Raw genomic sequence first — 24,584 nt, 5'->3', positions numbered from 1 at the left:
GGGTCGGTCGACGCGCGGGCCGGCGTACGGTGGTGCCCCGCCGAGCCCCAGGAGGAAGCTTCCGATGTCGTCCGACCCCGACGCCCTGATCAGGCAGCACCGGACCGCCGACGCCACCGTGACGGTGACCCTGGACGGGGCGCCGCTCGCCGGTCGGGAGGTGGTGGTCACCCAGCGCAACCACGAGTTCCTCTTCGGCTGCACCGGTTTCGAGTTCATCCCGCTGGCCAACGGGGAACTCGGGGCGGCGCCGGACGCCGGCCCGGACGGCGGGACGGGGTCGTCGGGCGAGCCGGAGGCGGCCCGGGCCGAACGCCTGGCCGAACTCTGGTTCGACCTGTTCAACTTCGCGACGCTGCCGTTCTACCTGGGACAGTTCGAGCCCGAGCGGGGCCGGCCGGACACCCGCCGGTTGCTGGCCACGGCCCGGTGGTTCACCGAGCGGGGCTGCCCGGTCAAGGGTCATCCGCTGGCCTGGCACAGCGTCACGGCGGAGTGGCTGACGGAACTCCCCAACCCCGACGTCGTCCGGGCCCAGGTGGAGCGGATCCGGCGCGAGGTGACCGACTTCGCCGGGGTGATCGACATGTGGGACGTCATCAACGAGGTCGTGATCATGCCGATCTTCGACCGGTACGACAACGGGCTCACCCGGATCTGCCGCGAGCTGGGGCGCATCCCGATGATCCGGACGGTCTTCGACGCGGCCCGGGAGGCGAATCCGCACGCCACCCTGCTGCTGAACGACTTCGACATGTCCGCCGCCTACGAGTGCCTGATCGAGGGGGTGCTGGAGGCGGGGATCCGGATCGACGCGCTGGGCCTGCAGAGCCACATGCACCAGGGCTACTGGGGCGAGGAACGGACGCTGGAGGTCCTCGACCGGTTCTCCCGGTACGGCCTGCCGATCCACTTCACCGAGACGACCATCGTCTCCGGGCACCTGATGCCGCCGGAGATCGTGGACCTCAACGACTACCAGATCCCGCAGTGGCCCAGCACGCCCGAGGGGGAGGAGCGGCAGGCGGACGAGATCGTCCGGCACTACCGGACGCTGCTGTCCCATCCCTCGGTGCGGGCGATGACCTACTGGGGGATCTCCGACGGCGGCTGGCTCGGCGCGCCGGGCGGCTTCGTCCGGGTCGACGGCACGCCGAAGCCGTCGTACGACGCACTCCACTCGCTGGTCAAGGGGGAGTGGTGGCTGCCGCCGACGACGCTCGGCGCCGACGAGCGGGGCCGGGTGCGGTTCAACGGCTTCCTCGGCGAGTACGAGGTGTCGGCCGCCGGCCGCAGTGTGACGGTCCGGCTGGACCGCCCCGGACCGGCCGCGCTCGACGTGGCGCTCTGAGCCGGTCCGGCCGGCGCGGCGGACCGCCCCGACGGGTGCCCACCGCGCCGGCCGGCGGCTCGCCGACGTCCGATGGCGTCGCGCCGGTGGTTCGGCGGCGTTCCCTGTGGCGGCTCAGTGGCGTTCCCTGGGCGGTTCGGTGGCATTCCCTGTGGCGGTTCGGTGGCGGGCCGGTGGCCGGCCGGGCCGGCTCAGCGGGTGCCGAGCAGGGCGTAGCAGAGCGGCACCCGGGGGCGTCGTCGGGCAGCCGCCACCAGCCCCGGCCGGTCTGCCGCATGTGCGGCCAGCGCGGCCAGGGCAGTTCGCTCTCCCGCAGCCGGGTGACGCCGATCCCCGCGCCGACCAGCGCGGTGACCACCTCGCCGAGGCCGTGCGCCCACTCGTAGCAGACGGTGGCCTCCCGCAGCGCCGGCCCGTCGGTGTAGGTGCGGGACGCGTCGATCCGGACGGGCCCCCGGCCGGCGAGGCAGTCGTTGCGCAGCACCAGGTCCCGTTCGTCCGGGGAGCGGGGGACCAGGCCGAGCGCGGCCAGCACCGGATGGAACTCCACCACGTACACCCGGCCGCCGGGGCGGAGCAGCCGGGCCAGCACGTCGGCCCAGCGGTCCAGGTCGGGCAGGTAGCACAGGGCACCCTTGCCGGTGTAGACCACGTCGAACCGCCGCCCGCCCAATGCCTCGACCGCGTCGTAGACGTTCGCCCGGACGTACTCGATCTTCAGGCCGGCCTGTGCGGCGAGCCGGCCGGCCTCGGCGACGGCCGCGCCGGAGAGATCCAGCCCGACGGTACGGGCACCGCGCCGCGCGAACGCCGCCGTCTCGGTGCCCAGGTGGCACTGGAGATGCAGCACGTCCCGCCCGGCCAGGTCGCCCAGGTCCGTCCACTCGTAGTCGGCGAACCAGCTCGCCGGGTCCTTCCGGCCGACGTCGTAGAACCGGCTCGCCGCGTGGATCGGGGTGCGCTCGTCCCAGTTGGCCTCGATGGTCTCCATCAGCCGGCGGGTGGTGTCGTCGAAACCGTCGGTCATGGAGCCATCCAGCCACAGCCGGGGCGCACCGTCCATCCGCCATGCGGCAGGCGCCGGGTGCGTCGTCTCGCCGGGACACCACCCCGGCCGCGCCGGGACGCCACCCTGTCGCGCGGCGGCTAGCTCCGCCCGCCGTCCGGCAGCCAGCGGACCGAGCGCTCCACCACCGGCGCCGGCACCTCGTGCCCGCCCTCGAACTCCTCGTAGCTCACCTGGTAGCCGAGGGTGCGCAGCCGGGGGACGATCCGCCGGCTGCACGGATCGACCGGCAGCACCGGATCGGCGCTACCGTGCGAGACGAACACCGGCGGCTGCCCGTGCGTCACCAGCGGCGCGGCGAAACCGGGGGAGAAGGCGAGCACGGCGTCGAACAGGTCGCCGTTGGTCAGGCCCAGCGAGAGCGCGTACGACGCCCCGTCGGAGAAGCCGCCGATCACGAACCGCTCCACCGGATAGGACTCGACGATCCGTTCCAGCACCCGGTCGATCCGGCGAACGTCGGGCCCGAAGCCGTCGATGATCAGGTCCCAGGTGCTCGCCGTCGCCTTCGGCGCCACCAGCAGCAGGCGGTGCTCGTCGGCGACGGAGAGCAGGAGTTCCAGTGCCTGTCGTGGCGAGCCGCCCGCCCCGTGCAACAGCAGCACCAGCCGGTACGGACGGCCGTCGGCCGGCGCCGGCACGTGGCTGAGCGCCAGCAGTTCCCCGGTCGGCCCCTCCTGGGCGAACAGCCCGGTCCTGGTGTCCGCCGTGACCGGCGGGTACGGCTGCACCGAGAGCCGCCCGTGTCGGGAGTTCTCCTCGGGCTGGATGTGCGGCAGGGCCGGCTCGCTCACGTCGGGCACGTCGTCTCACCTGCTCCTCCGGCCGGGGACGGGCTGTGCGAGGGCTACCCGGATCCGGGCCGGTTAAGCGCCCAGCGCGGAAGTAAGGAAGGGCCCCTTCTATCGCTTTTTGTATAGGAAGGGGCCCTTCCTAACACCTCGACGCGGCGGCGCGAGCGCGTTGGGCGTCGCGCCGTCCGGGTGGCGCGGCGTCCGGTCGCCTCAGCGGACGTGTACGAAGACCGGGTTCGAGTAGAACCAGAGGTCGGTCCAGGGGTTCTCCTTGCCGTCGGCGAGCGGCTCCGCCTCATCGGTGCTGGTGCCGCGTACCCGGGCGTAGAGGTCGCCCTGGACGTCGCGCAGGGTGTGCCGGATGACGTACTCGTTGCCCTGCCGGCGCCAGTCGCGCGGGCCGAACCGGCCGACGACCCTGGTGGTGGGGTTGGTGTCGGCGTCGGGGTTCGGGTTCGGGCCGGTGATCTGTCCGACGATCAGGTCGACCCGGCGGATCTCGGGCCGGTCGCCGTTGGCGTTGGTGCCCGACAGCGGCCGGAACCTGATCTCGATCTCCACGTCGTTGCGGGTGCGCCGGCTGACGGTCAGGGTCTGACCCGTCGGCGCCGCCTGGCCCCGGCTGCTGGCGGTGAGGTCGAGACTGGTGATCAGGTCACCGGTGGTGACCCAGATCCGCCCGTTGCGCAGCCCGTCCATGATGTCGGCGTAGTCCTGCCGGGCGTGCACGTAGGTCTTGCTGTACTCGCCGGGCCAGAAGTCGGAGCCGCCGCGGGTCCAGTGCACGTGCGAGTCGGAGGTTGCGGTGATCCACCAGCGCCGGCCCTCGCCGAGCAGCGAGTCCCAGAGCCCGCCGACCCGCGCCGTCATCTGGTCGAATCCGCCGTGGGTCGGGTAGTTGCCGTACCCGCCCCGGGAGCCGCCGTTGAGCGGGCCCGCCTGGTGGCCGGGCGCGCCCTCGAACCCGACGTAGATGTCCGGGGCGAGGTTGTTGCCGTTGCGGAACTCGTGCGGGGTGTCCTGGCCGTAGACGCCGAGCCCGGTCGCCGACCGCGACGCGTGGTGGGCGATGACCAGCGGCTTGCGCGGCATCCCCTTCGCGGCCTTCAGGAACTCGATCATCTTCGCCTCGGTGTCCCGGCCCGGGTCGGTGGGGAAGGCGTCGTACTTGTTGAAGCGGCTCTCCAGCTCGAAGAGCTGCTTCGCCTCGTCCGCGTGGTGCGGGATCATCAGCGTGTGGTGGTCCAGCGCGGGGGTGTCGAACTCCATCCCCCAGAACTGGAGCACCTCGGGTACGAGCTTGCGGGAGCGCAACAGGTCCGGGTACGCCTGCTCCAGGTTGACCTTGGAGTGGTTGGGGCCGCCGTGGTCGGTGCACATGGCCCAGGTCAGGCCGAAGTTCTTCGCCATGATGGCGTTGGTGACGATCGGGTAGACGGCGTCGGCGCCCTTGTGGAAGACGGGCGGGTTGGTCGAGGTGTCGAAGTCGCCGCTGTACTCCGAGTGCACGTGGTGGTCGCCCGCCCGCCAGACCCGGTTGCGGGAGTCGCCCCGCTGGGCGTCACCGCGCTCGTCCGGTGCCGCCTGTGCCGGGCTTCCGGCCGCCAGCGGGCCGGCGGCGACGAGCGTCGCTCCGACGCCCGCGTACTTCACCAGTTGACGCCGGGAGAGCTGCGAACGCTCGGCGTCTTCGATGTCCTTCAAGTCGGTGCCTCCTGGAACCAGCCGTGCCGTGTCAACCAGGAGTCTCGGAGGACGCGCTGAACCGCCGATGAACGAAGATCACGACGGTCAAGAACAACTGACTCTGGGCGGCTGAATCGGCGGCGGTCACCGTGCCTGGCCACGTGCTCCGGAATGCGGAGGAGGGCTTCCTCCGCCACCCGGGAAATGGATCGCCGGCCGGTGCGGAATAGGCCAATGCGTGAATGCCTGAATGCGAGGAGTTACCGCCCGCTCACTGTCGGCTCAGCCGTACGGACGGGCCGACGCCGGAGAACCCGCTGATCGGCGGGTATTTCCACTGGGGACGCTGGGCGCGGCGAATCAGTGTGGGAGTCCGGCCGCCGTGCGATTTTGTATTTGTCCGACATGGCCCTCCGGGTCGCCGTCGAATCAATGACAGTAGGTGGACGATCCAGATATCGCGCAGGACGCTGGCTCTAGTCGACCGAGACCGGCAGAATGCGCGAGCCGAGTCGGCTGGTCCGCGCCGATCGCGGACACACGGGGGTTTTCCTGGACGCGGAAACGCACGGCTGTCGCCGTGCGCGCTCGTTGCCGCCGTCTGCTCCCCGTCGGGCGATCCGGCCCGGATGCCGGTCATCACGAGGGAGGAACGACTGATGAAACGGCACATGCGCGAGGACTACCTCGTCGTGGGGGAGGGGTTGCTGTCCTTCGACGACCGGCACGAACCGGTCGCGAAGCGCCCCTCCACCACGGCCGAACTGCGCAAGTTCCGGTTCTCCCGGCTCGGGCCGCAGGGCCAGGCCCTGCCCCAGGAACTGCGTGAGGCGCTGGCCCGGGCGATGGTGGCGGGTGTCTCCGCCGACTCGGCGGACCCGGCCGTGCCCGCCGGCTTCACCTATCTCGGCCAGTTCGTCGACCACGACCTGACCATGGACGCCACCGCCACGGCGCTCGGCTCGGACGTCTCGGTCGACGACCTGCTCCAGGGCCGCTCCCCGGCGCTGGACCTCGACTCCCTGTACGGCCGGGGGCCCGGTGACAGGCACGACCGCGTCTTCTACGCCGAGGACGGGGTGCACCTGAAGACCGGCAGCACGGCGGCGGTGAGCGGCACCGGAGCGGACGAGGTGACCAATGTGGACCGGGAGGGGTTCGACCTGCCCCGGTCCGGGCTGGGGTCCACCAAGCGTGAGCGGCGGGCCGCGCTGATCCCGGACGCCCGCAACGACGAGAACCTGGCCGTGGCCCAGACCCACCTGGCCTTCATCCGCTTCCACAACCGGGTCGTGGACCAGTTGGCCGCCGGTGGGTTGTCGGGGCCGGCGCTGTTCCGTACCGCCCGTTCGGTGGTGGTCAAGCACTACCAGTGGATGCTGCGGACCGACTTCCTGCCCCGCATCGTCGCACCGGCCATCGTGGACGACGTGTTCACCAACGGGCGGCGCTTCTTCGAGGTCTCCCCGGGCTACGACCGGCGGGGCCGGGGCCGCTGGGCGCAGCCGGGAGACCGGCCGACCATGCCGATCGAGTTCTCGGTGGCCGCCTACCGGCTGGGCCACAGCATGATCCGGGCGGTCTACGAGTGGAACCGCGTCTTCAACACGGCGGCGGGGCCGAACCTCCCGCCGGGCACCCTGGAGCTGCTGTTCCAGTTCTCCGGGACCAGCGGGACGCTCTCCCCGGACGGTACCCTCGACGACCCGGAGTCGGGCTCGTTCGAGCGGCTGCCGACCAACTGGATCGCGGACTTCCGCCGGTTGTACGACTTCGCGGAGGCCGGGCGGGACGACCTGGTGATCCCCGAGGGGCAGCCGGGGCTCAACCTGACCCGGCGGATCGACACCCGGCTGGTGGATCCGCTGAAGAACCTGCCGCTCGGCTCCTTCGGTGGCGCGGGTGCCCCGCCGGAGATCGAGCGGAACCTCGCCTTCCGCAACCTGACCCGGGCGGTGATGGTACGGCTCGCCAGCGGGCAGCAGATGGCCGAGTTCCTCGACATGGTGCCGCTCAAGCCCGACGAAATCCTGGGCGGGCGGGACGGGGCCAGCCTGGCGGAGCTGAGCGACGCGCAGAAGGAGGCGGTCACCACCAACACTCCGCTGTGGTTCTACATCCTCCGGGAGGCGGAGTTCAACGGTGGCCGGCTGGACGGGGTCGGCGGGCGGATCGTCGCCGAGGTGTTCCACCGGGCCATGGAGGGCAGCCGGGTCTCGATGCTGCGTGACGAGAGCTGGCGACCGACGCTGGGGCCGGACAGCGACACCTTCCGCATGGTGGACCTGCTGCTCTTCGCCTTCGAGGGCCGGGCGGAGCTGCTCAACCCGCTGGGCTGAGCCGCCGACGGGTAGCCGCCGGTGGGGTGGGGAGTTCCCGCCCCACCGGTGCCGGGGCCGTGTGCGCCGACGGCCGGCCGCGCCGGGTCAGGTTCCGACGGCGCCACGCCGTACCCGGCGGAGCGTTGAAACGATATGAGAAACGAATTCGTTGGGTAGTTCAACTATCCTCCCGATCCGTCCGCTTGCCGGTGCGCCGCCGGTGGCTCCCCCCGATCGATCGGGATCGTTCTATTGACCGGCGCGGCGCTGAGCACCGACAATCTGTCAAAGCTTCATCGATCAACCACCGGTGGTAGGTCCCGGGCCGCGGCTGCGACGTCGGGTACCACGGAACGGAGCCGCGATGAAACGGTTCACAGGTGTCGGCGGGCAGCGTTCCAGCCGGCGTACCCTCCTGCTCGGTGCGCTCGGCGGAGCCGGCGCCCTGGCACTGCCCGCCTGCGGCAGCGCGGTGGGCGCCGGGCTGGCCGGGACGGAGCTGCATCCCGGCGCGGTCGAGTTCTGGAACCTCTTCGGCGGCGGCGACGGGGCCCGGATGCAGCAGATCCAGGACGGCTACCGGCGGGCGAACCCCGGAATCCGGCTCGAGGCCGTCACCCTGCAGTGGGGGGACCCCTACTACACCAAGCTCTCCCTGGCCACCGTGGGCGACCAGCCGCCGGACGTGGCCGTGGCGCACCTGACCCGGATGAAGACCATGGTCGAGGCGGGCCTGCTGGAGGAGTTGCGTCCGGCGGACCTCGCCCGGCACGGCATGGCGCCGGAGATGTTCAACCAGCGTGCCTGGCAGGCCGGGCTGGTCGACGGCCGGGCGTACGCCGTCCCGCTGGACACCCACCCGTTCGTGCTCTTCTACAACACCGACGTCTGCGCCAGGGCGGGCCTGCTGGACGCGGACGGACGGCTCAAGCCGCTCGCCGGGGAGGACGCCTTCGTCGACGCCCTCGACCGGGCCAAGCGGGTCACCGGCCAGTACGGCGCGACGCACGGGATCAACAACGACCCGGCCTCACCGTGGCGGCTGTTCCAGACGTTCTACTCGCAGCTCGAAGGGGAGATCCTCGCCGACAACGGGACCCGGGTGGTGCTCGACGACGCGAAGGCCGCCCGGGTGCTCGACCATCTCCGGATGCTCACCGTCGACCGCCAGCTCATGCCCCCCGGCATCGACTACCAGGGCGCGATCGCGATGTTCGCCGGCGGCCAGGCGGGCTTCCACCTCAACGGCGAGTGGGAGATCAGCACCTTCCAGACCGCGAAGATGCCGTTCGGGATGACGCTGGTGCCGAACGTCTTCGGCGGGCCGCACGCCGTGCAGGCCGACTCGCACACCCTGGTGCTGCCGATCCGGCCCGACCGGGACCGCGCCCGGCTGGACCGGGCGCTGCACTTCGTCCGGTCGGTGCTCGACCAGAGCCTGGTCTGGGCGGAGGGCGGGCACGTACCGAGCTGGCAGCCGTTCGCCACCAGCGACGCGTACCGGCAGCTCAGTCCGCAGTCGAGCTATGCCGCCGCCGCCGACACCGCGGTCTACGACCCGCCGGCCTGGTACTCGGGCTCCGGCTCCAACTTCGAGACCGTGCTCGGCTCGGCGGTCGGCGCGGTGGAGGCGGGGAAGGTCTCCACGGCGGCCGCGATCGCGCAGATCAGGTCGCAGCTGACCGCCCTCGCCCGTACCCCGTCGCCGGTCTGAGGCGCAAGGAGGTTCACCGTGGCCACCACCACCCGGGCGCTCGACCCGGCCCGCACCACGGCGGTGCCGGCGCCGGCCGGCGCCGGCCGCCCGACCGGGCACGGCCGGCCCGCGCTGCTCTTCCTGGCCCCGTTCCTCGGGCTCTACCTGCTCTTCATCATCGGACCCGCGCTGTACGGGGTGGTGATGAGCTTCTTCCAGACCAGCCTGGTACGCCCCGGACTCGGGCGGTTCACCGGTCTGGGCAACTACGCCGAGGCGCTGGCCAGCACCGATTTCTGGCTGGCGCTCTGGCACACCGTCTGGTTCACCATCCTCACCACCCCACCGCTGGTGGTGCTGGCGCTGCTGTTCGCGCTGCTCGCCGAGCGGGTCCGGCGCGGGCGCTGGTTCTTCCGGCTGGCCTTCTTCCTGCCGTACGTGCTGCCCTCGGCCGTGGTGTCGCTGATCTGGGTGTGGCTCTACACCCCGTCGCTGGGCCTGCTCAGCCAGTGGGTCGAGGCGGTCGGGCTGACCGCGCCGAACTGGCTCGGTGACCCGGACTGGGCAATGATCTCGCTGGCCGTCACCACGGTGTGGTGGACGCTCGGCTTCAACTTCGTGCTCTACCTCGCCGGGCTCCAGGACATCCCCCGGGACCTCTACGAGGCCTCCTCGATCGACGGGGCCGGCCCCTGGCAGCAGATCCGCCGGATCACCCTGCCGCTGCTGCGGCGTACCACCACGCTGGTGGTGGTGCTCCAGATCGTCGCGTCGCTGAAGGTCTTCGACCAGATGTACATCATGACCAGCGGCGGGCCGAACTTCAGCACCCGCTCGGCGTTGCAGTACGTCTTCGACGTCGGCTTCACCGACTACCGCACCGGGTACGCCGCCGCCTCCTCCACGCTGTTCTTCCTGCTCGTGCTGGGGGTCTCGGCGGTGTGGCTGGTGCTGACCCGCCAGTACCGGGAACCGACCCGGCGCCAGGACCAGGAGGTGTGAGGCGTGTCCACGATCACCCAGCCGACCACGGCCGACCGGGAGGCCGGCACCGACGTCGCCGCCGCCCGCCTCGCCAGTTCGGTCGACCGCCGGATGAGGCTCTTCAACCGCTGTTGCCTCGGCGTCCTCGTCGCCTTCGCGCTGGTCTGGCTGGTGCCGCTGGCATGGGCGGTCGACACGGCGCTCAAGCCCAACGCGGAGACCATCAGGACGACCTGGCTGATCGACGATCCGACCCTCGCGGCGTTCTGGACGGTGCTGACCGAGAGCGACATCGTGCACTGGTACACGTCCAGCTTCGTCACCTCGGCGCTCGCCGCGCTCGGCACGGTGGTCACCGCGAGCATGGCCGCGTACGCGCTGTCCCGGATGCGGTTCCGCTACCGCCGGGTGGTCTTCTGGCTCATCCTCTGCGGCATCATGATTCCCAACCAGGTGCTGATCGTGCCGCACTTCCGGCAGTTCGCCAGCGTGGACCTGCTCAACACGTACTGGGCGGTGCTGCTGCCCCAGGTGCCCACCGCGATCGCGGTCTTCATCTTCAAGCAGTTCTTCGACGCGCTGCCCCGGGACCTCGACGAGGCGGCCCGGATGGACGGGGCCGGCTTCTTCCGCACGTACCGCCAGGTGGTGATGCCGCTGTCCCGGCCGGTGGTCTCCGCCGTGGCCATCTTCAGCTTCGTCTGGAGCTGGAACAACCTGCTCTGGCCACTGCTCGCGGTGAGCAACCCCAAGCTGATGACGATCCCGGTCGGCGTGGCCACCGTGCAGGGCACCTACGGCATCCGGTACGCCGACACGATGGCCTCGGCCATCCTCGGCGCGCTGCCGCTGGTGCTGGTGTTCCTGCTCTTCCAGCGCCGGATCGTCGAGGGCATCGCCGGTACCGGCCTCAAGGGCTGACCGGCGCACAATCGGGGTCCGAGGAGTCGTGCCACCACCCACCGATGGAGGAACCCGTGCACCAGGCCGCACTGACCGTGGATCCCGCCTTCCGGATCGGCGACGTCGACCCGAGGCTGTACGGCTCGTTCGTGGAGCATCTGGGCCGGTGCGTCTACGACGGGATCTACGAGCCGGGGCATCCCGCCGCCGACGCCGACGGGTTCCGCCGGGACGTCGCCGACCTGGTACGGGAGCTGGGTGTGCCGGTGTTGCGCTATCCCGGCGGCAACTTCGTCTCCGGCTACAACTGGGAGGACGGGATCGGTCCCCGGGACCAGCGCCCACGCCGGCTCGACCTCGCCTGGCGGTCGATCGAGACCAACGAGGTCGGCGTGGACGAGTTCGCGGCCTGGGCGCGCCGGGTCGGCAGCGAGCCGATGATGGCGGTCAACCTCGGCACCCGGGGCGTGGAGGCCGCCTGCAACCTCCTCGAATACACCAACCACCCGTCCGGGACCCACTGGTCGGACCTGCGCCGCCGCAACGGCGCCGCGGACCCGTACGACATCAAGCTCTGGTGTCTGGGCAACGAGATGGACGGCCCGTGGCAGACGGGATTCTCCACCGCCCGGGAGTACGGGCGGCTGGCGGCGCAGACCGCGCAGGCGATGCGCCGGGTGGACCCCTCCATCGAGCTGGTCGCCTGCGGCAGCTCGGGCAGCGGGATGCCCACCTTCGGCACCTGGGAGGCGACGGTGCTGGCCGAGACGTACGACCTGGTCGACTACGTCTCGGTGCACAGCTACTACGAGGAGCACGCCGGCGACCGGGCGAGCTTCCTGGCCAGCGCCGTCGACCTGGACCGGTTCATCGAGTCGGTGGTGGCCACCGCCGACCACGTCCGGGCGGTCGGGCGGCACACCAAGCGGATCAACCTCTCGGTGGACGAGTGGAACGTCTGGTACCAGAGCAGGTTCGCCGGTGAGGAGAACCTCGACTGGGCCCGGGCACCCCGGCTGATCGAGGACACGTACTCGGTGGTCGACGCGGTGGTCGTGGGCGACCTGCTCATCTCTCTGCTCCGGCACGCCGACCGGGTGAAGATCGCCTGCCTGGCGCAGCTCGTCAACGTGATCGCCCCGATCCGCACCGAGCCCGGTGGAGCCGTCTGGCGGCAGCCGACCTACCACCCGTTCGCGCTGACGTCCCGGTACGGTCGCGGCACCGTGCTGCGGGTGGAGCCGACCGGCCCGGTGCACGAGACGGGGCGGCACGGCGCCGTGCCGACGCTCTCCGCGACCGCCGTGCTCGACGAGGAGGCCGGTGAGCTGACCCTCTTCGCCGTCAACCGCGACCAGGACCGGCCGCTGCGCCTCGACGCCGACCTGCGGGCCTGTCCGGGGCTGGCGGTGGGGGAGCACCTCGCCATCTGCGACGAGGAGCCGGAGGCGACGAACAGCGCGGACGAGCCGGACCGGGTCACCCCGAGGCGGCTGCCCGATCCCACGGTGGCCGACGGGCGGCTGGAGGTGCTGCTGCCGCCGCTGTCCTGGAGCGTGATCCGGCTGCGTCGGGCCGGCTGACCCCGCCGACCGCCGGGCCGTCAGGCTCTCGGCCCGCCCGGGATCGACCGGTCCCGGGGCGGGCCGCCGGGCTGGGCCCCCGGCCGGGCTGCCGGCTACCGGGCGGTCACGACGCACTCCGGATCGGTGCGGGGCCGGCCGCGTACCACCTCGGCCGGTGGCCGGCCGTCCGCTCCGCCCGTACGGTGCCGATGGCCCAGGCGAGCATGGCGCAGCCGTCGGGTCGGCACTGCTTGCACCGGCCGGTGGCCCGGTGCGGATCGGTGGCCTCCGCGTGCTGGGTGATCACCCGCCCGGCCACCCAGAGCACGAGCCCCGGGCTGAGTCGACGGTTGTCCTTGGACATGCCGGTCCTCCCTGAGATGGCAGACCCCGGCCACGGAGCGCACGTCACGTGGCCGGGGTGCTTACCGTGTGATCGCGTCCGTTGCCGACCGAACACGAGCACGCAGCGATGGTAACCGTATACGTCTAGAACGTCCAGAACGTACCTGATGACCAGGGCGTTCAGGTCGTCTGTAGCCTCGAAGGCATGATCAACCCCATGTCGCCGACGCCGCTCTACGTGCAGCTCGCGGACCTGCTCACGAAGCGGATCGAGGACGGCGACCTGGCGGCGGGGCAGCTGCTGCCCAGCGAGACGCAGCTGCGCCAGCAGTACGGCGTGGCCCGTGGGACCGTACGCTCGGCCGTCGCGCTGCTGCGCGAACGCGGGTTGGTCGTCACGCTCCCGCAGCGCGGGACCTACGTCCGGGAGAAATGACGGCCCGCGCGGCGGGCGCACCGAGCAGGCCGGCACCGGCGTGCCCGGTGTTCCGACGCCTGATCCCCGTGGTCTCCGCCTCCGGTCGACCGGCGCGGCCGGCCGGAGAAATCTGCGGCCGGGTGTCGATCCGGCCGGCGACGGTTCGTATGGAGGGTGGAGGCCGGCACGGTGCCGGCGCGGAACGAGAGGAACGCCCGGATGAAGCAGTACCTGCTCAGCATCTACCAGCCCGACGGGGACCCGCCGCCGCCGGAGACGCTGGACCCGATCCTGCGGAACCTGGAGGCGCTGAACCGGGAGATGAAGGCGGCCGGCGCGTGGGTCTTCGCCGGCGGGCTGCACCCGCCCAGCACCGCGACCGTGCTGCGGGCCCGCGACGGCGAGGTGCTGATGACCGACGGGCCGTACACCGAGGGGAAGGAGCATCTCGGCGGGTTCACGGTGATCCGGGCCCCCGATCTGGACGCCGCGCTGGAATGGGGCGGCAAGCTCGCCCGGGCCATCGGCCTGCTGCCGATCGAGGTACGCCCACTCGAGGACGAGGCCGACGGGTGTGACCGGCCACCCTCCTGACCTTCCCGCGGCCCAGATCGAACGGGTCTTCCGGGCGGAGTACGGGCGGGCGGTCGCCGTCCTGGTCCGGCTCCTCGGTGACATCGACGCCGCCGAGGAGGCGGTCCAGGACGCCTTCGCGGCGGCGCTGCGGCACTGGCCGTCGCGCGGACTCCCGCCCAGCCCGGCCGGGTGGATCATCACCACCGCGCGGAACCGGGCGATCGACCACCGCCGCCGCGAGGCGTCCCGGACGGACCGGCACACGCAGGCGGCGTTGCTGCGCAGCCCCGACGAACCAGCCGAGGAGGACGCCGTGCCGGACGACCGGCTCCGGCTCATCTTCACCTGCTGCCATCCCGCGCTGGCTGCCGAGGCGCGGGTCGCGCTGACGCTCCGGCTGCTCGGCGGGCTGAGCACCGCCGAGGTGGCCCGGGCCTTCCTGGTCGCCGAGCCGACCATGGCCCAGCGGCTGGTCCGGGCCAAGGGCAAGATCCGCCACGCCCGGATCCCGTACCGGGTGCCGGCCGACGCGGACCTGCCGGACCGGCTCCGGACCGTGCTGGCGGTCGTCTACCTGATCTTCAACGAGGGGTACGCGGCGAGCAGCGGGGACCGGCTGATCCGCGCCGAACTCTGCGCGGAGGCGATCCGCCTCGGACGAGCGCTGGCCGAACTCATGCCGGACGAGCCCGAGGTGCTGGGACTGCTCGGGCTGATGCTGCTGGTCGAGTCACGCCGGCCGGCGCGTACCACCGGGGACGGCCGGCCGGTGCGCCTCGCCGACCAGGACCGTGCCCGCTGGGACCGCGGCCTCGTCGCCGAGGGGCAGGCGATCGTCCGGCGGTGCCTGCGACGGGGACGGCCGGGGCCCTACCAGATCCAGGCCGCCGTCAACGCCGTGCACAGCGACGCCCCGAGCGCGGCGGCCACCGACTGGGCACAGATCCGGCAGCTGTACGACCAGCTCCTCGCCCTGGCCCCGAGCCCGGTGGTGGCGCTGCACCGCGCGGTCGCGGTCGCCGAGACCGACGGTCCGGAGACCGCTCTCCGCCTCGTCGACGACCTCGATCTCGACCACTACCAACCGTTCCACGCCGTCCGGGCCGACCTGCTCCGGCGGTCGGGGCGGGCCGCCGAGGCGGTCCGGGCGTACGACGCGGCGATCGCCCGGACCGGCAACGCCGCGGAACGCGACCTGCTCCATGACCTGCGGGCCGCCCTCGGCGGGGGATGACGGGGGCCGGTGGCGGCCGGTGGCGGAGCGGCCCGGCGGACCGGCGATGAACGGTGCGTGAAGCGGGGCGGAAACCCGGTCCGCGGGGTGGTGGCCACCGCCGGGGACAGGCGCGCGGTCCGGCCGGCCCGCTCACCGGAAAGAATCCGATCCTCGCAGGTCAGCACCCTGGCGCCGGCCGGCTCCCGGCGGTGCGCGGTACGGGCCGGCGGGTGGCACACGGGTTGGGCGGAGACGCCGGGCATGGCACGATCTTGGGGCGAGCGGGCCGCCGTCAGTGGGCGGCCCGACGGCTGAAGAGGGTGTCCATGCTGACAGGCAACCGTCGTCCGGACGTCGTCGTGGTCGGTGCGGGCTTCGCCGGGCTCAGCGCGGCACGTCGGCTACGGCAGCAGGGTCTGTCGGTGACCGTGCTGGAGGCCCGCGACCGGGTCGGTGGCCGGACCCTGAGTCGTACCCTCCCCAACGGCATCACGATCGACCTCGGCGGACAGTGGATCGGCCCGAAGCAGCTGAAGATCGCCCAGCTGGTGGCCGAGTACGGCATCGAGACCATCCCCACCTTCGGCGACGGCAACGAGCTGAGGCGCTACGACGGCGAACTGCTCACCAGGACACCCGAGGCGGCGCAGGCGCTGTTCGACCGCGTCGACCAGCTCACCGTCCAGCTGCCGCTGGCGGCACCCTGGACCCACCCGCAGGCGGCCGAGTGGGACCGCCAGACGTTCGCCTCGTGGCTCCAGCGGGAGGCGGCGGAACCCGCCGCGGCCAGGTTGGTCGGGCGCGGCGTCTCCGGCGGGCTGCTCGCCGGGGACGCGGGCGACCACTCCCTGCTCCAGACCCTGTTCTACGTGGCGAGCGGAGGCGGGATCGCCTCCCTGATGGACTGCGAGGGCGGTGCCCAGCACGAGCGCATCGTCGGCGGGTCCCAGGTGGTCGCCGAGGCGATGGCCGCGGATCTGGGTGCCGCGGTGCGCCTCGACCAGCCGGTCCGCCGGATCATCCAGCATCCCGACTCGGTCACCGTGGTCACCGACGACGAGTGGTACACCGCGCAACACGTGGTGGTGGCGATCCCGCCGGTACTGGCCGGGCGGATCGTCTACGAGCCCGGCCTGCCCGCCGCCCGGGACGGGCTGTGCCAGCGGATGCCGGGCGGGTACGCCCTGAAGGCGCACGCGTTCTACCGGCACCCGTTCTGGCGGGACGCCGGTTGGTCCGGCTGGGCGCTCACCGACGAGGGCGTGGTGAGCGAGACCTTCGACAACTCACCGCCGGACGGCAGCTTCTACGACCTGGTCGTCTTCGTCTACGGCGCCGAGGCGCACCTGCTCCGTCGGGAGAGCCCGGACCGACAGCGGACGCTGATCGTCGACAACCTGGTCACGCTCTACGGGGAGCGGGCGCGCGAGCTGAGTGACTTCCTGATCTTCGACTGGACGGCGGAGCCGTGGACCCGGGGCTGCTTCTCCGGCCATCTCACCCCCGGTGGCTGGACCGCCTTCGGTCCGGCCCTGCGCGAGCCCGTGGGCAGGCTGCACTGGGCCGGGACCGAGACCGCGGTGGAGTGGAACGGCTACCTCGACGGGGCGATCGAGTCCGGCTGGCGGGCCGCGGCGGAGATCATTTCGTCCTCGACGTAGTCCCAGTCGCTCACCACCCGGATGGGTGTCCGGGCGATGCCGTTGTACTCGGTCGCCGACACCCAGGTGTACGCCCCCATCATCGGGCTGACCACGAGGTCCCCGATCTCCAGGGCCGGTAGCGGGCAGTCGGTGGTGATCACGTCCACGCTGTCGCAGGTCGGGCCGGCCAGCACGCTGGGCGTCAACGGCAGCTGCCGATCCCCGTCCAACTCCTTGAACGCGATGACGGGCGGGGTCACCTGCTCGAAGATGACGTTGGAGTAGCTGCCGTACACCCCGTCGTCCAGGTAGTACCACGGCCGACCGTTGCGGACGCTCTTCCCGACCACCTCGCTGATCAGCGTCATCGACGACGCCACGACGAACCGGCCCGGCTCGGACAGCAGCCGCATCCGCTGGGCGAGCGGCTCCAGCAGCGGGGTGATCCCCGCGGCGATCTCCGCCAGGGTGGGTGCCGGTTCCAGGTACGGCACCGGGAACCCGCCACCAATGTCGAACATGGTCATCCGGAAGCCCTGCTCGCGCTCCACCCGGTCGATCAGCCCGGTGGCCTGCTCGATCGCCTCGACGTAGGCCTGGGCAGTGTGGATCTGGCTGCCGACGTGCAGGCTGAAACCGGCCACGGCAAGCCCCCGGTCCCGGACGTAGGAGACCAGCTTCTCCGCCTCCTCCGGGGGCACCCCGAACTTGAAGGAGAGGTCGCTCTTCGCCTCCGGGTTGCGGAAGCTGAGCCGGACCAGAAGCTGAACCTGCCCGGCGTAGGGCACGAACTTGTCCGCCTCGGCGTAGTTGTCCACGACGAACGTACGCAGTCCATGACGGAACGCGTAGACGATATCGCGCATCCGCTTGATTGGGTTGGTGTGAATGCAGCGCCCAGGATCGATGCCCCGCGCCTTCACCATGTCGACATCGCTGTTGGTCATGACATCGAAATACCCGTCACACTCGTCCACGGCGGCGACGGCGGCGGAATGCCGGAGCGCCTTGATGGCGAAATGGTGTTCCACCATCGGCAGGGCCCGCTGCAACGCCTGGTACTGCCGGCGGATGTTCCGGGGCTCCAGGATCAGCAGCGGGGAGCCGAAGGATTCCACCAGGGACAGCGCTGGCATGTTCTGGATGTCCGTGGCCAGGGCGCGACGTACCCGCGCACGGAAGTCGTGTTCCACGAATGTCCTCTTGGAAGCGTGTCGGCGGAATGCCAACGGTGAGCACGCGGACTCGACGCGTTACCTGGGTCCGCTCGTCCGTCGTCCTCGCTATCGGGGGTCGGTGAGGAACACTATCCGCGCTCATGATCTTGCTCAAGGACTCGGGATGAATCATCTGTGAAGTTACCCGGACGTCTGATTAGCGACTCAGTGGACAGTTCGCGCCAAAAAGAAGGGCGCCACCTGCGCGATCTACCCGCCGGGCCGTGTCGGGCGGCGGGTCGGCGCGGTGGAGGAAGCGGCAGCGATCACACGACCGAGCCTCGGGTCCCGGGCATGACGACGCCCGCCGTCCCTTGCCCCCGGACGGCGGGCGTCGTCGTGCGCGACCCGGAACTCAGCCGCCGGCGACCGACGGAAGGACCTGGACCTCGGCGCTCGGCGGTACGGCCGTCGCCAGCCCGCCCGTCTGCCGGCAGTCCTCCCCGTCCACATAGACGTTGACGTAGCGGCGCAGCCGGCCCTGCTCGTCGCGAATGCGCCGGCCGAGCCGGGGCCAGCGCGCGTCCACCTCGTCCAGCACCGCCGCCAGCGTGCCGGCCGTCTCCACGGTCAGCCGGCTCTGACCCGCCGCCTCGACCCGCAGCGCACCGGGCACCAGGACCGTGACCACCTCACACCTCCGCGGCGCGGACGCAGAGCACGTCGGGCAGGTGGGCGGCGACCAGGGACCACGAGTCGCCCTCGTCCCGGCTGGCGTAGACCTCGCCGGAGCGGGTGCCGAAGTAGACCCCGGCCGTGCTGCTGTCGTCGGTGCACATCGCGTCCCGCAGCACCGCCGGGTAGTAGGGACCGCTCGGCAGCCCGGCGGTGAGCGGCTCCCAACTGCCACCCGCGTCGCTGGACCGGTAGACCCGGCAGCGCCGGTCGACCGGGAACCGCTCGCCGTCGGCGGTGAGCGGGAAGTTGTAGATGACGCCGCTGCGGTGCGGATGCGCCACCATCGGGAAACCGAAGTCGCTCGGCAGCCCCTCGGCGATCGACTGCCACGTGCCGCCCCCGTCGACCGACCGGTAGACACCGTGGTGGTTCTGCGCGTAGAGCCGCTCCGGATCGGCGGCGTCCCGGGCGATCTTGTGCACGCACTGCCCGAACTCGGGCCACTCCTCGGGCAGGAAGTAGGCCCGGATGCCGCTGTTGCCCGGCGTCCAGCTCGCACCGGCGTCGTCGGTGCGGTAGACCCCGCCGGTCGACATCGCCACCACGACCCGGGCCGGGTCGGTCGGGTGCGGCAGCACGCTGTGGATCGCCTGGCCGCCGAAGCCGGCGCCCCACTCCTCCCGGTGCGGGTGGTCCCAGAGCGGGCGGACCAGCTCGTAGCTGACCCCACCGTCGACCGAGCGGAACAGCGCCGACGGCTGGGTGCCGGCGTAGACCAGGTCCGGCTCGTCCGCCGGGCCGGGCGCCAGCTGCCAGACCCGCTCCAGGGTCGCCCCGGTCTCGACGGGGAAGGACAGCGGCGCCTCGTCGGGCTCCCGCCAGGACGCGCCGAGGTCGTCGCTGGTGCCCACGCTCGGCCCGAAGTGCGAACTGGTGACCCCGGCGAGAAGCCGGGGCGTCGCCCGTCTCTTGTCGATGGCGACGGAATAGACCCCCGTCATCGGGAAGTGCGGCCCGCTGAGCTGCCAACTCGCCCGGCCGTCGTCGCTGCGGGCCAGGAAGAGCCCCTTGCCGGTGCCGATCGCGAGCAGGGTTGTCGTCATGATCGTCCTCCGATCCGGCGCGCGTCGTCGCGGCCTGCCGGACAGTATGTCGACCGACACCGACAGAAACCGACTTCCACGCTCGGGCCTAGACTCGCGGTATGCGGGACCGTCGGGGGATGGCGCTGTGGGCGGTGTTCGGGGCGATCGCGGTCGTCTCCTCGGTGCTGGTGCTGCGGCGCCCGGACTGGGACCGCCTGTCGGACCTGCACATCTACTACGGCGCGGTGCGACATCTGCACGCCGGCCACCCGCTCTACGACTACGTCGCGGAAAACAGCGGCCCGTTCACGTACCCGCCGTTCGCGGCGCTGGTGCTCTCGCCCGTCGCCCTGCTGCCGGAGGGCGTCGTCCAGCTCGGCTGGCTGGCCCTGACCTGTGCGGCGGTCGCCGCCATCGCGGTGGCGGTCGGCGGCGCGCTCGCGCTGGCCCGGCAGCGGCGGCCGGTGGCGGTCGCCGCGATCGCCTGCGCCCTGCTGGTCAGCGCCCCGGCCCAGAGCAACCTGCGGTTCGGGCAGGTCAGCGTCTTCATCGTGCTGCTGGCCCTGGTCGACGCCATGGGATTGACCCCGGCCCGGTACCGGGGGGTGCTGGTCGGGGTCGCCGCCGCCGTGAAGCTCACCCCGCTGCTCTTCGTGGTCTTCTTCCTGTTCTCCCGCCGCTACCGGGACGCCGGTCGCGCGGTCGCCGCCTTCGCGGCCTGCGCCGCCGTCGGGGCCGCCGTCCTGCCGGCCGACAGCTGGACCTTCTGGACCGGAACGTTCCTCAACACCTCCCGGGTCGGCAACCTCGCGTCCCTGGGCAACCAGTCGGTGCACGGGATGCTCCTGCGCGCCGGGGTGGACGGCGCCAGCTTTCCGCTGCTCTGGGCGGCGCTGGTCGCGGTGATCTGCGGCGTGGCGCTGCTGCGGGCCCGGCAGATGGCGCTGGGCGGGGAGCCGGCGCACGCCGCCGTGCTCGTCGGCTGCGCCACCGTGGCCGCCTGACCGGTCTCCTGGACCCACCACCAGATCTGGCCGGTGCTGGCGGCGATGCTGCTGATCGCCGCGCACGGCCCGCTGCGCCGGGCGGCCGGCGCCGCGCTCCTGCTGGTGATGGTCCTCTCCCTCGGCGCCCTGCTCAGCCAGGTCTCCGTCACCCCCGGACTCCAGTTCCTCTTCGAGAACGCCCGTGTTCTCGGCACCGTCACCGTCTGCCTGGCCGGGTTCGGCGGCGTCGCGGTGGCGGTCGCCGCCGCCGGACGCCGGATCCCGAACGCCCGCGGCTGGCTGCGGGTGGGCACCGGCCTCGCCGCCGCGGTGGCGTTCGTCGCCGTACAGCCGCTGCCGGCCGGCGCGGATCCCACCTTCAAGGCGTACGCGCTGGCCGACGTGCCGAACCCCCGCTACTTCTACGTCTGTCGCAGCCAGGCCGAGTGCGCCACGTTCGGCGCGGGCCGGCCGATCGGCTTCGGCATCGTCAGGGAGAAGACCAAGGTACGCGTCAACGGCGTGGTCGACTCCCGGGTGTCCCGGCTGGAGTACCAGTCGGCCCCCGGGGGTGCCGCCCGGGTCATCCCGCTGCTGGAGGTCTACCCGGGGCAGCGGCTCTTCTCGTTCCGCTCCGCCACCCTCGCCCACGGCCGGCTGGTCGCGTACGGCGTGGACGGCAGCCCGCTGGCCGAGTACACGAAGGAACTCGACGGCCGGTGAGCAGCGGACGACCGGGGAGCGTACGGCGTCAGTCGGCGAGCCGGGCCGGGAAGCCGCCGGTGGCGAGGGGCCCCCAGTTCTCGATGGTCACCCGGATCAGCGACTTGCCCTGCTGCCGCATCGCCTCGCGGTACTCGTCCCAGTTCGGGTGCTCGCCGGAGATGCAGCGGAAGTAGTCCACCAGCGGCTCCAGCGCCGCCGGCAGGTCCAGTACCTCGGCGGTGCCGTCGACCTGCACCCACGGCCCGTTCCAGTCGTCGGAGAGCACGCAGACCGAGACCCGGGGATCACGGCGCACGTTGACCGCCTTGGCCCGCTCCGGGTACGTCGAGACGACGATCCGGCCCTCGGTGTCGACCCCGCACGTCACCGGGGAGGACTGGGGCCGGCCGTCGGGACGGGTGGTCATCAGGATCGCCCGGTGCCGGGGGCGGAGGAACTCCACCAGGTCGGGGCGGCCGACGCGGGTGTTGGTGGCGATGGTGCGGCTCATCGCTCGTTTCTACCAGGCACCGGTCGCCACCCGGCACCGGGCGGGGCGTTCTTTCCCGGTCCTGCGCGCTGCGAGTTGACCGGGCCGGCGAACGCCGGGAGGGTGGCCGGATGAGGCGGAGCGGGGTACCGGCATGAGCGGCGGGGGCGAGACGCGGGACGGGGTGCCGCTGACCAACCTCGACCAGCCGCTCTTCGAGGGGGCGGACGCGACCAAGCGGGACCTGGTGGACTACCTGGACGCGCTCGGCGACCGGCTCGTCCGCCAGTTGGCCGACCGGCCGCTGTCGGTGGTCCGGGTGCTCCGCGGGCAGGCGCCGTTCATGCAGAAGAACGTCCCGAGGTACACCCCGGAGTGGGTGCCGACGGTGCGGCTCTGGGCCGAGAGTTCCCACCGCGAGGTGTCGTACGCGCTCTGCAACGACCGCCGTACCCTGCTCTGGTTCGCCAACCAGCGGGCGGTGGAGTACCACCCGACGCTGAGCCGGGTCGACCGCCCGGATCGGCCGACCCACCTGGTGCTCGACCTCGACCCACCCGAGGGCGGGGCGTTCCCTCTGGTGGTCCGCGCCGCCGAACTGGTCCGGGAGGTGCTGGCCGACGCCGGCCTGACCGGCGTGGTGAAGACCAGCGGAGCCAAGGGACTGCACGTGTTCGTACCGGTCGAGGATCGGGCGACGGGGGAGGAGCTGGCGGCGGCGACCCGCGCGGTGGCGGCGCGGGCCGAGCGGCTGGATCCGGCGCTGGCCACCACGGCGTTCATCCGCGAGGACCGGGACGGCAAGGTGTTCCTCGACTCCACCCGGGCCGGCGGGGCGACCGTGGTGGCGGTCTACAGCCCGCGCCTGCGCCCCGGCGTGCCGGTCTCGTTCCCGCTGCCCTGGACGGAGCTGGACCGTGTCACGCCGGCCGACTTCACCCTGCGTACGGTGCCGGGGCTGGTCGGCGCCGGCGATCCGTGGACCGAACGGATGCCGGCACCACAGCGGCTCGACGCCGGCCTGGTCGAGGAGGGCAGGACGATCCCGGTCGCCCGGGTCCAGGCGATGCACGAGGGCAAGCGGCGGGCCCGTGCCCGCCGCGCGAACCAGTGACGGGCGCGGTCACCCGCCGTCCGAGGGGCGGCCTACGACCCGGGGCAGGTACTCCGGCGGTCGTCAGCCGGCCGTACCGGGTCGGCCCGCCCCGTTCGTGGCGTGGAGCGCCCGCAGTACCCGGAGTTCGTGCCCGGTCGGCGGTTCGCTGGTGCGCAGGTCGGCGGAGACGGTCAGGTCCCAGCCGGTGGCCGCGCGGGCCCGTTCGACGGTGGCCCCGGGATGCAGGTGGGTCAGCACCAGTTCGCGGCTGGCCGGGTCGGGTGCGAGTACGCCGAGGTCGGTGATGACCACCCGGGGGCCGCCGCCCCGCAGGCCGAGCCGTTCCCGGTCACCCGGGCCGGCGCCGTGGCCGACCGAGGTGACGAAGTCCAGGCGCTCCACGAAGGTGCGCGGGTTCTGCCGGAGGATCACGATCACCTCACGGCAGGACGCGGCGATCTCGGGTGCCCCGCCGGCGCCGGGGAGCCGGACCTTCGGGTCGGCGTAGTCACCGCCGATCACCGTCGTGTTGATGTTGCCGTACCGGTCGAGTTGGGCGCCGCCGAGAAATCCGACGTCGATGCGGCCGGGCTGCAACCAGTAGTTGAAGACCTCCGGCACGCTGACGACCGCGTCGGCGGTGTCGGCCAGCACCCCGTCGCCGATCGACAGGGGGAGCCGGTCGGGCCGGGCGCCCAGGCACCCCGACTCGTAGATGAGCGCCAGCCGGGGCGCGTGGGTGGCCCGGGCGAGGTTGGCGGCGGTGCTCGGCAGGCCGATGCCGACGAAGCACGAGGAGCGGTCCGGTAGCTGCCGGGCGGCGGCGACGGTCATCATCTCGTCGGCGCTCCAGGTGGTGCTCATGCGTCCCTCCCGGCGTCCCGTGCCGACCGGGCCGCCGGGCCGGGGTCGAGGACGTGTTCGGTCATCCAGGCCCGGAACACGTCGCGGTCCCGGCTGATCGCGTCCCAGGCCTGGTAGAAGTCGTTGTCCCGGACGGAGTAGCCGTGCGCGTACGACGGGTGGGCTCCGCCGGGGGCGAGGGCGACGGCGGTCAGTGCCCAGGTCGGCAGCACCACCTGGTCGGGCACCGGTTCCAGCGCGTCCACGATCTCCTCCACGGTGACCAGCGAGCGGCGGGCGGCGAGCACCGCCTCCTTCTGCACCCCGGTGATCCCCCACAGCTGCACGTTGCCGGCCCGGTCGGCGCGTTGGGCGTGCACCACGGTGACGTCCGGGTTGAGCGCCGGTACGGCGGTGAGCACCTCGCCGGTGAAGGGGCAGGTGACCGGCCTGATGGTGCCGGTGTGCCGGGGCAGGTCGGTGCCGGTGTAGCCGCGCAGCACCGCGAACGGCAGTCCGGAGGCGCCCGCGACGTACCGGTTGGCCATGCCGGCGTGGCTGTGTTCCTCAAGGTCCAGCGGGTTCGGCCAGCCGCGCTCGACGGCGTCCCGGAACCGGTGCAGGGAGCCGACGCCGGGGTTGCCGCCCCAGGAGAAGACCAGCCGTCGGGCGCAGCCCATCCCGATGAGCTGGTCGTAGACGAGGTCGGGCGTCATCCGGACCAGTTCCAGGTCGCGGCGGCCCTGGCGGATGATCTCGTGTCCGGCGGCGAACGGGATCAGGTGGGTGAAGCCCTCCAACGCCACGGTGTCCCCGTCGTTGACCAGCTCGGCCACGCCCTCGGCCAACGAGACGATCTCAGCCATCGGTTCCCAGTCTCCCGATTACGTGTCGTCGCCGCCGGGTCGGACGGCGGCGGCGGGCGGACCGCGTGCCTTCGTTCGTTTTCCGTACGGTTGTTCTTAGAACGAACGTAGCGT

General features: G+C 72.1%; 23 protein-coding genes. 13 read left to right on the top strand and 10 right to left on the bottom strand.

Translation table 11 applies throughout. From position 1 onward, the window contains the following. Nucleotides 1–64: 64 nt before the first annotated feature. Nucleotides 65–1,351, top strand: a complete 1,287-nt coding sequence (locus tag ACQEUR_RS22045) for an endo-1,4-beta-xylanase (RefSeq protein ID WP_433034351.1) — start codon at nt 65–67, stop codon at nt 1,349–1,351. On the opposite strand, the gene ACQEUR_RS22040 is transcribed toward ACQEUR_RS22045, so the two are convergent. The 3 genes from ACQEUR_RS22040 to ACQEUR_RS22030 form a co-directional block, all read right to left on the bottom strand. Next, on the bottom strand, nt 1,251–2,378 hold the full coding sequence (locus ACQEUR_RS22040) for a methyltransferase (protein ID WP_433034349.1): 1,128 nt from the start codon (nt 2,376–2,378) through the stop codon (nt 1,251–1,253). The genes ACQEUR_RS22045 and ACQEUR_RS22040 overlap by 101 nt on opposite strands. 119 nt (nt 2,379–2,497) lie before the next feature. Further along, entirely contained in the window at nt 2,498–3,220 is a 723-nt protein-coding gene (locus ACQEUR_RS22035) for an alpha/beta hydrolase (protein WP_433034347.1), read from the bottom strand. Between the two features lie 201 nt (nt 3,221–3,421). Continuing rightward, nucleotides 3,422–4,915: a phosphoesterase gene (locus ACQEUR_RS22030; RefSeq protein WP_433034345.1), complete on the bottom strand. Its 1,494-nt coding sequence runs from the start codon at nt 4,913–4,915 to the stop codon at nt 3,422–3,424. Between the two features lie 641 nt (nt 4,916–5,556). Here ACQEUR_RS22030 and ACQEUR_RS22025 point away from each other — a divergent pair. From ACQEUR_RS22025 to ACQEUR_RS22005, 5 genes are all read left to right on the top strand, one after another. Continuing rightward, on the top strand, nt 5,557–7,236 hold the full coding sequence (locus tag ACQEUR_RS22025) for a peroxidase family protein (RefSeq protein WP_433034343.1): 1,680 nt from the start codon (nt 5,557–5,559) through the stop codon (nt 7,234–7,236). 346 nt (nt 7,237–7,582) lie between these two features. Beyond that, complete coding sequence (locus tag ACQEUR_RS22020) at nt 7,583–8,932, top strand: extracellular solute-binding protein (protein WP_433034341.1); 1,350 nt, start codon at nt 7,583–7,585, stop codon at nt 8,930–8,932. Nucleotides 8,933–8,950: 18 nt separating this feature from the next. Then, nucleotides 8,951–9,916 (top strand): carbohydrate ABC transporter permease, encoded by a 966-nt coding sequence (locus ACQEUR_RS22015; RefSeq protein ID WP_433034339.1) that lies wholly within the window; start codon nt 8,951–8,953, stop codon nt 9,914–9,916. Between the two features lie 3 nt (nt 9,917–9,919). Beyond that, nucleotides 9,920–10,819, top strand: coding sequence for a carbohydrate ABC transporter permease (locus tag ACQEUR_RS22010; RefSeq protein WP_433034337.1), 900 nt, complete (start codon nt 9,920–9,922; stop codon nt 10,817–10,819). 44 nt (nt 10,820–10,863) lie between these two features. Continuing rightward, a complete protein-coding gene (locus ACQEUR_RS22005) occupies nt 10,864–12,384 on the top strand; it encodes an alpha-N-arabinofuranosidase (protein WP_433034335.1) in 1,521 nt (506 codons plus the stop codon). Between the two features lie 106 nt (nt 12,385–12,490). On the opposite strand, the gene ACQEUR_RS22000 is transcribed toward ACQEUR_RS22005, so the two are convergent. After that, nucleotides 12,491–12,730, bottom strand: a complete 240-nt coding sequence (locus ACQEUR_RS22000) for a hypothetical protein (protein ID WP_433034333.1) — start codon at nt 12,728–12,730, stop codon at nt 12,491–12,493. Between the two features lie 186 nt (nt 12,731–12,916). Here ACQEUR_RS22000 and ACQEUR_RS21995 point away from each other — a divergent pair, with 186 nt between their 5' ends. From ACQEUR_RS21995 to ACQEUR_RS21980, 4 genes are all read left to right on the top strand, one after another. Continuing rightward, complete coding sequence (locus ACQEUR_RS21995) at nt 12,917–13,147, top strand: GntR family transcriptional regulator (RefSeq protein WP_433034331.1); 231 nt, start codon at nt 12,917–12,919, stop codon at nt 13,145–13,147. Between the two features lie 201 nt (nt 13,148–13,348). Next, complete coding sequence (locus ACQEUR_RS21990; RefSeq protein WP_433034329.1) at nt 13,349–13,723, top strand: YciI family protein; 375 nt, start codon at nt 13,349–13,351, stop codon at nt 13,721–13,723. After that, nucleotides 13,704–14,939: an RNA polymerase sigma factor gene (locus tag ACQEUR_RS21985; RefSeq protein ID WP_433034327.1), complete on the top strand. Its 1,236-nt coding sequence runs from the start codon at nt 13,704–13,706 to the stop codon at nt 14,937–14,939. The genes ACQEUR_RS21990 and ACQEUR_RS21985 overlap by 20 nt, the downstream gene beginning before the upstream one ends. A gap of 308 nt (nt 14,940–15,247) precedes the next feature. After that, entirely contained in the window at nt 15,248–16,582 is a 1,335-nt protein-coding gene (locus ACQEUR_RS21980) for a flavin monoamine oxidase family protein (RefSeq protein WP_433034325.1), read from the top strand. Here the strand turns inward: ACQEUR_RS21980 and ACQEUR_RS21975 are convergent. From ACQEUR_RS21975 to ACQEUR_RS21965, 3 genes are all read right to left on the bottom strand, one after another. Then, nucleotides 16,516–17,757 carry a type III PLP-dependent enzyme gene (locus ACQEUR_RS21975; protein WP_433034323.1) on the bottom strand — a complete coding sequence of 414 codons (1,242 nt, stop codon included), beginning with the start codon at nt 17,755–17,757 and terminating at the stop codon, nt 16,516–16,518. The genes ACQEUR_RS21980 and ACQEUR_RS21975 overlap by 67 nt on opposite strands. Before the next feature lie 379 nt (nt 17,758–18,136). Then, the gene (locus ACQEUR_RS21970; protein ID WP_433034321.1) at nt 18,137–18,412 is read right to left on the bottom strand and encodes a MoaD/ThiS family protein; all 276 of its coding nucleotides are present in this window, start codon (nt 18,410–18,412) and stop codon (nt 18,137–18,139) included. Nucleotide 18,413: 1 nt separating this feature from the next. After that, the gene (locus ACQEUR_RS21965) at nt 18,414–19,502 is read right to left on the bottom strand and encodes a WD40/YVTN/BNR-like repeat-containing protein (protein ID WP_433034319.1); all 1,089 of its coding nucleotides are present in this window, start codon (nt 19,500–19,502) and stop codon (nt 18,414–18,416) included. A gap of 101 nt (nt 19,503–19,603) precedes the next feature. Between ACQEUR_RS21965 and ACQEUR_RS21960 the strand changes: the two genes are divergently transcribed. Together ACQEUR_RS21960 and ACQEUR_RS21955 are read left to right on the top strand one after the other, a co-directional pair. After that, a complete protein-coding gene (locus tag ACQEUR_RS21960; protein ID WP_433034317.1) occupies nt 19,604–20,488 on the top strand; it encodes a glycosyltransferase 87 family protein in 885 nt (294 codons plus the stop codon). A gap of 33 nt (nt 20,489–20,521) precedes the next feature. Continuing rightward, nucleotides 20,522–21,193 carry a hypothetical protein gene (locus ACQEUR_RS21955; protein WP_433034315.1) on the top strand — a complete coding sequence of 224 codons (672 nt, stop codon included), beginning with the start codon at nt 20,522–20,524 and terminating at the stop codon, nt 21,191–21,193. 28 nt (nt 21,194–21,221) lie between these two features. On the opposite strand, the gene ACQEUR_RS21950 is transcribed toward ACQEUR_RS21955, so the two are convergent. Continuing rightward, nucleotides 21,222–21,686: a PPOX class F420-dependent oxidoreductase gene (locus tag ACQEUR_RS21950; protein ID WP_433034313.1), complete on the bottom strand. Its 465-nt coding sequence runs from the start codon at nt 21,684–21,686 to the stop codon at nt 21,222–21,224. A gap of 133 nt (nt 21,687–21,819) precedes the next feature. Between ACQEUR_RS21950 and ligD the strand changes: the two genes are divergently transcribed. Further along, a complete protein-coding gene (ligD, locus tag ACQEUR_RS21945; RefSeq protein WP_433034311.1) occupies nt 21,820–22,779 on the top strand; it encodes a non-homologous end-joining DNA ligase in 960 nt (319 codons plus the stop codon). Between the two features lie 63 nt (nt 22,780–22,842). Here ligD and ACQEUR_RS21940 read toward each other — a convergent pair whose 3' ends face one another. Both ACQEUR_RS21940 and ACQEUR_RS21935 read right to left on the bottom strand, forming a co-directional pair. After that, a complete protein-coding gene (locus tag ACQEUR_RS21940; RefSeq protein ID WP_433034309.1) occupies nt 22,843–23,625 on the bottom strand; it encodes a CoA-transferase subunit beta in 783 nt (260 codons plus the stop codon). Further along, nucleotides 23,622–24,470: a CoA transferase subunit A gene (locus ACQEUR_RS21935; protein ID WP_433034307.1), complete on the bottom strand. Its 849-nt coding sequence runs from the start codon at nt 24,468–24,470 to the stop codon at nt 23,622–23,624. Before ACQEUR_RS21935 ends, ACQEUR_RS21940 begins: the two co-directional genes overlap by 4 nt. Nucleotides 24,471–24,584: the final 114 nt, after the last annotated feature.

Source organism: Plantactinospora sp. CA-290183, assembly GCF_050936375.1.
Classification (GTDB): domain Bacteria; phylum Actinomycetota; class Actinomycetes; order Mycobacteriales; family Micromonosporaceae; genus Plantactinospora.
The sequence above is the reverse complement of the archived record's forward strand: the minus strand, read 5'-3'. Positions and strand labels throughout refer to the sequence as shown.

Bases quoted from the DNA above. Each gene is read 5' to 3' on its own strand.
- ACQEUR_RS22045 (WP_433034351.1), top strand. From the start codon at position 65: ATGTCGTCCGACCCCGACGCCCTGATCAGGCAGCACCGGACCGCCGAC.
- ACQEUR_RS22040 (WP_433034349.1), bottom strand. From the start codon at position 2,378: ATGACCGACGGTTTCGACGACACCACCCGCCGGCTGATGGAGACCATC.
- ACQEUR_RS22025 (WP_433034343.1), top strand. From the start codon at position 5,557: ATGAAACGGCACATGCGCGAGGACTACCTCGTCGTGGGGGAGGGGTTG.
- ACQEUR_RS22020 (WP_433034341.1), top strand. From the start codon at position 7,583: ATGAAACGGTTCACAGGTGTCGGCGGGCAGCGTTCCAGCCGGCGTACC.
- ACQEUR_RS22005 (WP_433034335.1), top strand. From the start codon at position 10,864: ATGGAGGAACCCGTGCACCAGGCCGCACTGACCGTGGATCCCGCCTTC.
- ACQEUR_RS22000 (WP_433034333.1), bottom strand. From the start codon at position 12,730: ATGTCCAAGGACAACCGTCGACTCAGCCCGGGGCTCGTGCTCTGGGTG.
- ACQEUR_RS21995 (WP_433034331.1), top strand. From the start codon at position 12,917: ATGATCAACCCCATGTCGCCGACGCCGCTCTACGTGCAGCTCGCGGAC.
- ACQEUR_RS21990 (WP_433034329.1), top strand. From the start codon at position 13,349: ATGAAGCAGTACCTGCTCAGCATCTACCAGCCCGACGGGGACCCGCCG.
- ACQEUR_RS21980 (WP_433034325.1), top strand. From the start codon at position 15,248: ATGCTGACAGGCAACCGTCGTCCGGACGTCGTCGTGGTCGGTGCGGGC.
- ACQEUR_RS21965 (WP_433034319.1), bottom strand. From the start codon at position 19,502: ATGACGACAACCCTGCTCGCGATCGGCACCGGCAAGGGGCTCTTCCTG.
- ACQEUR_RS21960 (WP_433034317.1), top strand. From the start codon at position 19,604: ATGCGGGACCGTCGGGGGATGGCGCTGTGGGCGGTGTTCGGGGCGATC.
- ACQEUR_RS21950 (WP_433034313.1), bottom strand. From the start codon at position 21,686: ATGAGCCGCACCATCGCCACCAACACCCGCGTCGGCCGCCCCGACCTG.
- ligD (WP_433034311.1), top strand. From the start codon at position 21,820: ATGAGCGGCGGGGGCGAGACGCGGGACGGGGTGCCGCTGACCAACCTC.
- ACQEUR_RS21940 (WP_433034309.1), bottom strand. From the start codon at position 23,625: ATGAGCACCACCTGGAGCGCCGACGAGATGATGACCGTCGCCGCCGCC.
- ACQEUR_RS21935 (WP_433034307.1), bottom strand. From the start codon at position 24,470: ATGGCTGAGATCGTCTCGTTGGCCGAGGGCGTGGCCGAGCTGGTCAAC.